Source organism: Kordia sp. (genome assembly GCF_050633145.1).
GTDB lineage: Bacteria > Bacteroidota > Bacteroidia > Flavobacteriales > Flavobacteriaceae > Kordia.
On the sequence record NZ_JBOEFY010000026.1, the window covers coordinates 145,819 to 157,523 of the forward strand.

An 11,705-nucleotide genomic window follows, 5' to 3' on the forward strand; every position below is an offset into this window, starting at 1 on the left:
AAAACACTAATATTTTCAATTAAAGTATTTATGAATGAATAGTGTAAACCATTCACTTTGATCACTGTTGGTAGTTAATTTTGATGGGAGGAAATAATTAGCTTTTTAAACAATAGCGAATTATAGTTTTTAAAAAAGGAGGGAATATTAAATAGCTTAGGTTAAAACTATTCAACTCAAAGTTAGTAAAAAATCTTACACTAGCTTACTTTAATTTTAAAAAATCTGTTATTTTAATGTTAATTTATTAGAACTTTCATAGGGAAATGAGAGTTTTTCGTTAAAAAAACCAGTTTTTTAAACCAATAAAAGAATTTTTTCTCCTTTTATCCATTCATATTTTCAACAAAGAACCAAATAATTATTTAAAATTCTAATTTTTCAATCAAAGGCATCCTGTAGTTGCAGTATTTACGCAAAATAATACTCTTACTTACATTTTATAACTTTTTTCACTTATAACCATTATTGTTTTTTATAAGAATGAAATAGAAACTGATAATTTTGAATTGTTTTTACTATTTTTATGATAATGAAAAAGTCATTTTTTAAAATACTAGCAAAGTTGAATAAGGTAATATTACCTTCTTTTTCAAAAAAACAGTTAGACTTAAGCAAGGCGTCTAAATTTCAATTAGCCATTATTGGTTGGCGTTATTACGTCACTACCAAAGCTTTAGATTAAATATCCTATTTGTATTTGTCAAACAAGTCATTTTATAAATATGTAAAAGTTTAAAAAAGGATGTATTTTTATACTTTATAGTTTGGTTTTATTATAAAAAGAAATATATTTGCACCCGCAATAAGCAATAGGCCTCGTAGCATAACTGAATAGTGCACTTGATTACGGCTCAAGAGGTTGCAGGTTTGAATCCTGCCGAGGTCACAACAAACAAGAAACCACGTCAAATGACGTGGTTCTTTGTTTTTAGAACAAAGGCAAATCTCATTTGAACTTTGCTCTAAAAATGAAAAACTAGAGCGGAAGCTCGTGGTTTCTTTTTTACAACAGCTAAAAGAATCACAGAGAATCTTATAGTGATTACAAATAAAGCTATCTTTCCTTACTCCTGTTTCATTAACTATTATGCTTGATTTCCAAATACCATAACTACTGTTATCATATTGATGTTCTATAAAATGTCTATTACTTATGTTTTTTCCTGTTTATTCTATTCGTTACTTGAGATCATTAATTAATCTTAAAATCATTTGTTATGAAAAAACACATTAAAAAACTTAGTATCAATAAAACAAGTTTGTCAATTTAAATACAGAATCAGTGAACTCTATTGTTGCAGGTGGCATAAAGCGCTCTCAGGATTTAAATAGTGAATGCTGGTACTCAAAACATAGAGATTGTACCTTAGTTAGTAATAGCAATTGTGATGTTTCGTGTAAACAATCTTTTTGTATTAGATGTTAATTCTCAATTTATATATTTTACATCTTGACACAAAAAATCAATTGTAGACAAATTGGTACTGCTAAACAAAAGCTTCACAAAACATGAGGCTTTTTTAGTTTTAAAAAGAGCACCTGTATTAATTGAATTCATCTTTTATTCAACTTAAAGTTTAACATGTATATTTTAAACTATAAAATAGGTACTTTTATAGTCTTCATATTTTAATACACAGATGAGAACACCCAAATTTATACTTCTTGTTGTTTTTTACTTGATTGTTACCATGATGAATGGTCAAAATATAGATTCTATTCAACAAAAAGTAAATTACTATATCTCACAAGCACAGTTAGATTCTGCAAAATTATATATTGAATCCAATCTTAAAACACTAAATAAACAAGAAGATAAAACTGCGCTCAATTATCAATTGGTAAAAGTGTTTTTTATACAATCATCTTATGACAAAGCTTTAAAACAGGCTTTTAATTCACTAGACTCAGTTGATGATGAAGCTCAAAAAGTGAAATTTAATTTCATGATTGGTGCAATTTATTCTGCGATTTCTGACTACGACAAATCGATAGAATATTTTAACCAAGTTGTTACCAATGATGAAAATCCATCGTTGGCAGTTCAAACACATCTCTTATTATCAGATTTATATTTAGGTAAGAAAGACTCTATTAATGCTGGAAAATCTCTTGCTGAAGCATACAAAATAACCAGAAATTTTGATGTAAATGTTAAGATGAGCGATCATGTAAACATGCAGTATAATTTTTTTAATAAAAACTATGAGATTTGTAAGCAGCTAAACTTTAAAACCATAAAAGATTCTACTAGTTTTTTAAATGCTAAAAGCTATGCGTATTCCATGATTGGAGATTGTTTAATTAAGCAAGATTCTTTACAAGAAGCTACTGCATATTTTGATGAATTTTTAAAATTAACCTTTGAAACCAAAGATCCAGAACAAATAAAAGTTGCTGCAAATAAGCTTATTAAAGTATACGAAACATTAGGCGACCAAGAAAAGGCAAATGCATATCACAAAATTTATAATGAAGCTGAAAACGATTCGTTAAGCTTTTCTATAGAGAAATATAGAGACTTATACGACATTGAAAAAAACAGAGAATTAAATACTATTAAAGCTGAAAACTCTAGAAAGTATCTAATTTTCGGTGCTATTCTTTTATTGTTAATCTTCTTAGCCGTCTATTATTACTTTAAAAGTAAAAAGAAGGTGCTACATACTGCTCCAGAAAAAACACCAAGTAAAAAAATTACTATTAGTGATAGTGAAGTTAAAAAAATGGCAATTGCAATCGATCAGTTAAAAGAAAAGCAACTGTTTTTAAAGCCTAACATTACTAGGAAATCTTTTTGTTCGGAGAGCAATATAAAATCTGAACGTTATCTCAGTCAATACATCAATGAAAACTACAAAAAATCGTTTTCTGTTTTTATAAATGATTTACGAATCGAATATGCGTATAATCGTATCCAAAACGATAAAAAATTCAGAAACTATAAAATTGAAGAAATTGCAAAAGCCTGCGGATTTGGATCTAAAAAAAGTTTTGAACGTGTATTCTCTTCTAAATACAACGAAACACCTTACAAACTCATTTCGCAGTTAACTAATTAATATTAATACACTTATAGAACGTCAATTCGCGAAATGACGCAACAAGTCACAAAATCATATTCCTAATTGTTATTTCTCATTTCTTTTTTTTGATAAATTCGAGACACAAGAAAATACTACAGTATAGTTTTTGCCCAAAACTCAATAGAAAATGAAAAATACAATTATCGTGTTAGCCTGCTTAACCCTTTTTTATAGTTGCAAGGAAGCTCCCAAAAACACTCAGGAAACATCCAAAACCACTCAAAAAACATCCGAAGTAAAAAAGGGTAAAACCTATACGCCAAGTTTAGATTGCGAATCATTTTATCAATCAATAGATTTTTCTTCCCTTTGCTTTACTTCAGACAAAACACCGAAAATTCAAAAGGCAAAAAATGGTTCGGGAGATAGATGTCAATACAAAATGCTTTTAGAAGAATTTGGAACAGAAATTTATGTAGTAGTTAACTATGCTAACTATGAAAAAAGCATCTATAATGATCCAAAAATGGCAAAAGATATCCATGAACAAGCTTTTCTGAAAAATCGTGAAAGTGTCTACACATTTACAAAAACAACAGATGTTGTTATTGAAGATGCAGCGTATTTTGGATATCATGAGGAGCATAAACAAAAAAGTTTACATATACGAATGGGGAATGTTGTAATCGCTATTCAGGTAGAAGGAATTGACAAAACAAATCCATGTGTATTGTCAAATGATGAACTTATCAAATTTGCAAACCTACTTATAAACCAAGTCAAAAAATAACTTGTTTTAATCCCAATTCATCCTTAAAATAATTACCTATGAAATGTATTTGTGCTATCATATTCACTTGTATTTCCAGCTTCGCATTCTCTCAGAGAACTATTTGTCCAGATGTAGAAGGCGCAGTAGACCATCCGTTACTTAGTAAGTATAAAAACAGTTGTATTGTTGCTTATGACGAATCTAAATTTAATCAAGTTACATTTCCTATATCATTAATCAAATACAAAAAAGGAGAATGGAAAGCTGATAAGGAAATTACAGAAGAAGGGAAAGTAACGAGTATTATTTATGGAATTGAAAATACAGGAAGAGCAACGGTACTTGAAGTTCAACGAAATTATGAGCAAGCACTAAAAAAGGGTGATTTTGAAATAGTATACTCTGCTTTTGGTAAAAAAAATATCGCAGGAAACTCCAAAATTGGACGTTCTTATAAAATATTTGCAAATCAAGAAGCTCTAGACCGTTACCAATACACAAAAACAAAAAGTTATTTTCGCTTCGCTTTTAGCACTACCGGAAAAAATGTTGATGCAGACGACGCCTTTTTTGTAGCGAGAGGAAAACGTGATGGAAAAGCATTCACTGTTGCTCTATTAATACATAAAAGCACCACTTCATGGGAAGGTTTAACAAACAATATTTTTGTTCAAGCCATTATTGTTGAAAGAGAAGATATGGAAACTGGTCAAGTATCTGCTGCTTCAATTGAAGAAAAAATTAAAAATGAAGGTAAAGAAGTCTTTCATAATATTTTATTTGATTTTGGGAGTGCTAATTTGACAAAAGAATCATACGCAGTTATTAAAACGCTATCCGAATATTTAAAAGCCAATCCAAATCAAAATTACTATATCGTTGGTCATACAGATAACATTGGATCGTTAGCTGCCAATCAAACTCTATCTGAGAAAAGAGCAAAAGCAGTTTTGGTAGCTTTAAACACAAAATATGGAATTCCTAAAACGCAAGTGTCAGCTCATGGTGTTGGGCAACTATCGCCTTTAGCCATAAATACTACAGAACAAGGAAGAGCATTAAACAGACGTGTAGAAATTGTGTTAAAATAAATATGATTCCCCGTATATAAACTGTTATAAAGGTTTCACAGAAATGTGAAGCCTTTTTTAATGTCTTTATCAAAAATATATTTTGACAAAAAAACACTTAAAATTCATAGAAAGTTTATAAAAAAAACTCACAAGATTTTCATTTTGTTATCTCAAAGACAAGAAGTAAATTACACTAAATTTAATTAGTGTGAATACGTATACATTTAGCACTATAAATATAGATAAAGACCCAATATTCAAAATGATTATTCAACTACCAAATGATTAAAAAGAAATACATAATAGTCATATTATTAATCGCAATTTTAGGAAGTTGTGTCAAAAATGCAAAACAAACTGAACAAGAAATTGATCATCTAGCATTCAGTGAAAATGTGTTAAACTACAAAGTTACTCCCAAGCATAAATTTGATAAAACTGGTTTAATGTTTTCAGATCAAGGCGCTTGGTTTGCATACAGTTTACCTGATTCTATAGGAAATAACGCTGGCTTTTCTGGCCCTTTTTTAATGACGCAACAAAACGGAGTTTGGAGCAGTCAATCACTTGCAAGCTTGACTCTAAAAGGCGAAAACAATTCTAAAATTATAGATTGGAAGACTTCTTTACAATCGCAACACAGTTTTTCTAGTCATTTAGAACAAATCTTTCAAAATGAAAAACTTCAAGTAACACAAAAACTTGTATATGCATCTGGTCATACTGCGCTTCAAAAAACAATCATTACAAATACATCTTCTAAAGGCATCACGCTTCATCCTTCGGTAAGCGGAAAATTATTTGACATTGATGTCACTTGTACTCTCGAAGATAAAACTATTGTGCTGTCTTCTAAAAAATCAACTGCCAAAGGATATATAAAATTTCTTGGAGAATCAACATCGATATTAACTGCAGAAGATTTTTATAATGCGCATTTTGAAACCTTATTTTTAAAACCAGGAGAATCAAAAACTTATATAATAAGTCAAACTTTTATATTTCCTGAATATTCATGGGAAGACGAAAAAAACAATATAGCTTCTAATAATATTGATACCATTTTAAAAGAAAGAAAACTAGAAAAAAAGAAGCAGTTAAAAGCACTTATAACGAACTTAAAATCTCCGTTCAAAGATTCTATTTACAAACAAGTTATAACGAAAGCGCAATTGACATTACAAAACAATTGGCGTATTCCTGCAGGAGAAATTAAACACGAAGGTTTATTTCCGAGTTATCACTATAAATGGTTTAATGGATTTTGGTCATGGGATTCTTGGAAACATGCCGTTGGTCTCTCCTACTACGATATTAATTTGGCCAAAAAGCAAATTAAACTAATGTTTGAATTTCAAGATGTTGATGGCTTTGTTGCCGATTGTGTATATAGAGATACAACGATTGAAGCACATAATTATAGAGATACAAAACCACCTTTGTCAGCTTGGGCTGTTGCCAAAATTTATGAAAAAGATAAAGACATTGAGTTTGTAAAATACATGTATCCCAAACTAAAAAAATACCATCAATGGTGGTACAACAAACGCGATCATGATACAGATGGATTGTGTGAATACGGTTCAACAGACGGTAGTTTGATTGCTGCTAAATGGGAAAGCGGAATGGACAATGCTATCCGTTTTGATGATTCAAAAATTCTAAAAAACAGCGAAAATGCATATTCGTTAAATCAAGAAAGTGTAGATTTAAATGCGTATCTATATGCTGAAAAGTTATTTTTAGCACAACTTTCTGAAGCATTAAAAAATGAGGATGCAGTACACTACAGAACTGAAGCAGCAGCTTTAAAAACAAAAATTCAAACACAATTTTATGATGAAATTGATGGTTGGTTTTACGATACTTCATTAGACGGAAAAACATTTATAAAAGGAGAAGGAAGCGAAGGTTGGACAGCACTTTGGGCAAATGCAGCAACTCAAAAACAGGCAGAAGCAGTCAAAACTAAAATGATGAATCCTGCAAAATTCTATACCAAAGTTCCGTTTCAAACAATGAGCGCAGACCATCCAAAATTTGATCCTTTAAAAGGCTACTGGCGAGGACCAAATTGGTTAGATCAAGCCTATTTTGGAGTAAAAGGATTGCGTAATTATGGTTTTCATACAGAAGCAGACAAAGCAACAATTCAAATTATAAAAGGCGCAGAAGGTTTGCTAGGAAAAGGAAAAGCAATTCGTGAAAACTACCATCCATTAACTGGAGAAGGTTTACATGCACAAAATTTTAGTTGGAGCGCTGCTCACATCATACAATTACTATCAAAATAATATGGATTACGGCACTATAAAAATCACAACAGAACAAGCTGAAAACATTCTCTTTAAGCTTTTTAATATAAAAGGAACAGCTACGACTCTTCCCGGTGAAGTAGATTTTAATTTTAGAATAAAAATAGACAACGAAGAAGGCTATATTTTAAAAGTATCACGTCCTGATGAAGATGAAAACTATATAGATTTTCAGCAAAAACTATTACAATTTTTAGAACGCAATGATAAAAATCTCATTGCGCCTAGAGTTATAAAAGACACAAACGGAAACGCTATTTCTAAAATAAAAGATGATGTTGGTAATACGCGAAAAGTACGCTTACTAACGTGGGTTTCAGGAAGAGTTTGGAGTAGTGTAAATCCACAATTAGATACTTTACGTTTTAGTTTGGGAGAACAATGTGGCTCCTTAATAAAAGCGTTGGATGGATTTGACCATTCAGAAGCGCATCGCGAATTTGTTTGGGACATTGCGCAATCACTTTGGACAAAAGAGCATCTGAGTTTATTTACTAACGAACAACAAGCAATTCTATCAACGTTTCAACAGCAATTTGAAAACTATCAAGAAACATATTCTAAGCTACGAAAAGCTGTAGTACACAATGACGCGAATGATAATAATGTCATTGTTTCTGATGATGTATTGAATCCGACTGTAAAAGCTGCTATCGATTATGGAGACGCAATTCACACACAAATTATAAATGACGTCGCCATTACTTGTGCGTACGCGATCATGCATCACAACAATCCTTTAGATGCAGCTTTACCAATACTAAAAGGATATCATTCCAGGTTTCCTTTGCAGGAAGAAGAACTAGCTCATTTATATACAGCTATTGCAATGCGTTTGGTAATTTCTGTAACGAAATCTGCTATCAATAAAGTTAAAGAACCCAACAACGAATACTTATTAATTAGTGAAAAACCAGCTTGGGAAGTACTAACAAAATGGCATTTGATTCATCCTGAATTTGCTGAATTTAATTTTAGACAAGCTTGTGGATTTACAGCGCATCCAAATCAAAGTGTATTTGAAAATTGGGCGCACAAAAATGACTTTAAACTATCCAATCTGTTTCCAACTATTGCTAAAAATGAAGTATATCATTTAGACTTAAGTGTATCTAGCAAATGGATTGGACATCAAGAAGAATTTAACGATTTAGATCTATTTCAATTTAAAATAAATCAACTTCAAAAAACAATTCCGAACAAAATCATTGCTGGTGGTTACTTAGAGCCGCGCCCAATATATACCTCAACAGAATATGATACCATCGGAAATAAAGGTAGAGAAAGTAGAAGTATTCATTTAGGAATTGATTATTGGTTACCCGAATATACTCCTGTGCATGCTTTATTTGATGGAGAAGTCATTATTGCAGTAAATGATGCAGGTAATAAAGAATATGGAGGATTGGTGGTTTTAAAACACACAACTCCTTCCATCGAATTTTATACTTTATATGGTCACTTAACGGTTACAAGCGCAACGCAGCATACAATTGGAGATCATATCAAAAAAGGAGAGAAAATAGCTGTATTAGGTAACTATCCAGAAAACGGAAATTGGGCGCCGCATTTACATTTTCAAATAATGCTCTCTCTTTTTAATTATACAATAGACTTTCCTGGAGTAGCCTATTTTAGTGAACTAAACACTTGGAAAAGCATTTGCCCAAATCCAAATTTGCTGTTTAAATCGGAAGCCTTACAACAACGTGATAGTATTTCTAATGAAGAACTAATCAACTACAGAAAACAACATTTAGGTAAAAGTTTAAGTCTTCAATATAAAGTGCCTATTAAAATGGTTCGTGGTGCAGGACAATATATGATGGATCAATATGGGCGAAAATATCTCGACACTGTAAACAATGTAGCACATGTAGGTCATGAACATTATAATGTGGTAAAAGCTGGGCAAGAACAAATGGCGCTTATCAATACCAATTCGCGTTATTTACATGAAAACATTACTATTTTAGCCAAAGAATTAATTGAAACCTTACCGCCAGAACTTAGTGTATTACATTTTGTAAATTCGGGAAGTGAAGCCAATGAATTAGCAATACGAATGGTAAAAGCTAATACTGGCGAACGTGATATTATTGCCAGTGAAATAGGATACCATGGCAATACAAATATGTGTGTTGATATGAGTTCCTATAAGTTTGATGGAAAAGGCGGAAAAGGCGCTCCAGAATACACGCATATATTTCCATTACCTGATACTTTTAGAGGGAAATACAGAGGCGAAAATACAGCAGATGCGTATGCTGAAGAAGTGCAAAAACAAATTGATATTGTTCATGAAAAAAAACGCGGTGTTGGCGCATTTATCATTGAACCAATAATTAGTTGTGGCGGACAAGTAGAATTACCAGAAGGTTTTTTAGCCAAAGCTTATAAGAAAATTAGAGCAGTTGGAGGTTTGTGTATTTCTGATGAGGTACAAACTGGTTGCGGACGTATGGGAAAAACCTTTTGGGGATTTCAATTACACAATGTAATTCCAGATATTGTAACCATTGGAAAACCTTTAGGAAATGGACATCCTATTGCTGCTGTAGCGTGCACTCAGGAAGTCGCTAACAAGTTTGCAAATGGAATGGAGTATTTCAATACTTTTGGAGGAAATCCGGTTTCTTGCGCCATCGCAACCGAAGTATTGCGAACTGTAAAAAGTGAGAAGCTTCAAGCAAATGCGTTAGAAGTTGGCGAGTATTTAAAATCAGAACTTAAAAATTTAGCAATAAAATTTCCAATTATTGGCGATATTCGCGGACAAGGTTTATTTTTAGGAATTGAATTTGTTGATACCAATATGAAACCATTGGCTGCACAAACAGATTATGCTGCCAATAGAATGAAAGATCATGGGATTTTAATGAGTACCGACGGACCAGATCATAATGTGTTAAAAATAAAACCGCCTATTGTATTCACTAAAGAGAATGCAAAAGAATTATTATTTTATTTAGAAAAAATCCTTGCAGAGGACTTTATGAAATAAACCAAAGACCCAAGACCAAGTTAGAGTTTAGAGTTTAGAAAATATATTTTTTATTAAAACAATCAAACAGAAATGACCAAACGTTTATTTAATTTTTCAGCAGCATTCCTCCTACTCTTTTTAGTTGGATGTAAATCTACGCAAGACATTCAAAAAGTAGTAAAAGAAGCTTCTACTTTTGAAAAATTAGCAAGTATCAAAAATGTTATCAAAATAGAAAAAAGAAGTCCTGTCAGCCATTTTAATGAAAATTATGAAATCTGGTTTGAGCAACCTGTAGATTATTCCGATGCATCTAAAGGAACCTTTCAACAAAAAGTATATGTAGGTTTTGAAAACAATACACTTCCTGTATTTGTAGAATTACAAGGATATGGAATTTACACTGAAAGAGCTGGAGAACTTGCCACACATTACAATAGCAATCAATTAACAATAGAACATCGGTATTTTAATGATTCGCGCCCAGAAAATATTGAATGGAATACGCTTACCATAGAAAATGCAGCAAAAGATCAGGCGAACATTATAAATGCAGTTAGAGACGCTATTTATCCGAATGCAAAATTCATCACAACTGGAATTTCAAAAGGTTGCCAAACGACAATGGCGCACCGCAGATATTTCCCTGAAAACGTAGATGCCTGTGTTTGCTATGTAGGACCATTAAACTATGAAAGAGAAGATCCGCGCGTATATGAATTCTTAAAAAATGTAGGTACTAAGGAAGAGCGTACTAAAATTGCTGACTTCCAAAAACTATGTTTTGAAAATAGAGCTGAATTGCTTCAAATTTTAAAAGATACCGCTAAAAAAACAGGAATGACTTGGGAATTTGGCGTAGAAAAAGCGTTGGATTACACCATTTTAGAATACTCTTTCGCATTTTGGCAATGGGGAGCTAAAACTGAAAACATTCCGCTTCAAGCGACAAATCCTGAAACAATATACAATCATCTAATTAGCATCGTTGGATATGGTTTCTTTGAAACTGAATCTGTAGAAGACTTACAACCTTATTTTTGGGCAGCGCTAACACAACAAGGAATTTATGGATACGAAACGGCTCCTTTTAAAAAATATTTAGGAACTGATGAAGTATATAAATTTGATTGGGCTTTCCCTGAAGGAATTTCTAAAGAATACGATCTAAAACCGATGCAAGAAATCAAATCATTTTTAGATACTGATGCACAAAAAATGATGTTTATTTATGGTGAATACGATGCTTGGAGTGCCACTGCTGTAGAACTAAAAGATGACGCACAAAGTCGTGACATGTACAAATTTGTAAAATCTAAAGGAGATCACAGAACTCGAATAAAGAGTTTTTCGAAAGAAGAACGAGAAAAGATATATGCTATTATTGATAGCTGGCTTAAGTGATGTGAGTTTTCTTTAAATCTTTCATCAAAAATTATAATTTAAAAACTTAAATAAAAAAGCAAGCTATTTCAGCTTGCTTTTTTATTTGTTTGTAATATTGAGTCTTCAAGATCTATTTTTTGATGA

General features: G+C 31.6%; 7 protein-coding genes and 1 tRNA gene. All 8 read left to right on the forward strand.

Features of this window, described 5'->3' with window-relative positions; genetic code table 11:
• Window positions 1-532 precede the first annotated feature (532 nt).
• The 8 genes from ACRBBL_RS13945 to ACRBBL_RS13980 all read left to right on the forward strand — a co-directional run bounded on the left by ACRBBL_RS13945 (window position 533) and on the right by ACRBBL_RS13980 (window position 11,579).
• On the forward strand, window positions 533-685 hold the full coding sequence (locus tag ACRBBL_RS13945) for an SsrA-binding protein (RefSeq protein WP_431369680.1): 153 nt from the start codon (window positions 533-535) through the stop codon (window positions 683-685).
• A 130-nt stretch (window positions 686-815) separates the two neighbouring features.
• Window positions 816-889 (forward strand) — tRNA-Arg (locus tag ACRBBL_RS13950).
• Between the two features lie 754 nt (window positions 890-1,643).
• Entirely contained in the window at window positions 1,644-3,065 is a 1,422-nt protein-coding gene (locus tag ACRBBL_RS13955; protein WP_431369681.1) for a helix-turn-helix domain-containing protein, read from the forward strand.
• A 151-nt stretch (window positions 3,066-3,216) separates the two neighbouring features.
• Window positions 3,217-3,819: a hypothetical protein gene (locus ACRBBL_RS13960; protein WP_431369682.1), complete on the forward strand. Its 603-nt coding sequence runs from the start codon at window positions 3,217-3,219 to the stop codon at window positions 3,817-3,819.
• A gap of 38 nt (window positions 3,820-3,857) precedes the next feature.
• A complete protein-coding gene (locus tag ACRBBL_RS13965) occupies window positions 3,858-4,892 on the forward strand; it encodes an OmpA family protein (RefSeq protein WP_431369683.1) in 1,035 nt (344 codons plus the stop codon).
• A 263-nt stretch (window positions 4,893-5,155) separates the two neighbouring features.
• Window positions 5,156-7,168, forward strand: a complete 2,013-nt coding sequence (locus tag ACRBBL_RS13970) for an MGH1-like glycoside hydrolase domain-containing protein (RefSeq protein WP_431369684.1) — start codon at window positions 5,156-5,158, stop codon at window positions 7,166-7,168.
• Window positions 7,113-10,193 carry an aminotransferase class III-fold pyridoxal phosphate-dependent enzyme gene (locus ACRBBL_RS13975; protein WP_431369685.1) on the forward strand — a complete coding sequence of 1,027 codons (3,081 nt, stop codon included), beginning with the start codon at window positions 7,113-7,115 and terminating at the stop codon, window positions 10,191-10,193. Before ACRBBL_RS13970 ends, ACRBBL_RS13975 begins: the two co-directional genes overlap by 56 nt.
• Window positions 10,194-10,265: 72 nt before the next feature.
• Window positions 10,266-11,579, forward strand: coding sequence for a S28 family serine protease (locus ACRBBL_RS13980; protein ID WP_431369686.1), 1,314 nt, complete (start codon window positions 10,266-10,268; stop codon window positions 11,577-11,579).
• Window positions 11,580-11,705 lie beyond the last annotated feature (126 nt).

What these genes read in the sequence shown, in the direction of transcription:
- ACRBBL_RS13975 (WP_431369685.1), top strand. Translation starts at nt 7,113, where the DNA reads ATGCACAAAATTTTAGTTGGAGCGCTGCTCACATCATACAATTACTAT.
- ACRBBL_RS13980 (WP_431369686.1), top strand. Translation starts at nt 10,266, where the DNA reads ATGACCAAACGTTTATTTAATTTTTCAGCAGCATTCCTCCTACTCTTT.
- ACRBBL_RS13970 (WP_431369684.1), top strand. Translation starts at nt 5,156, where the DNA reads ATGATTAAAAAGAAATACATAATAGTCATATTATTAATCGCAATTTTA.
- ACRBBL_RS13955 (WP_431369681.1), top strand. Translation starts at nt 1,644, where the DNA reads ATGAGAACACCCAAATTTATACTTCTTGTTGTTTTTTACTTGATTGTT.
- ACRBBL_RS13965 (WP_431369683.1), top strand. Translation starts at nt 3,858, where the DNA reads ATGAAATGTATTTGTGCTATCATATTCACTTGTATTTCCAGCTTCGCA.
- ACRBBL_RS13945 (WP_431369680.1), top strand. Translation starts at nt 533, where the DNA reads ATGAAAAAGTCATTTTTTAAAATACTAGCAAAGTTGAATAAGGTAATA.
- ACRBBL_RS13960 (WP_431369682.1), top strand. Translation starts at nt 3,217, where the DNA reads ATGAAAAATACAATTATCGTGTTAGCCTGCTTAACCCTTTTTTATAGT.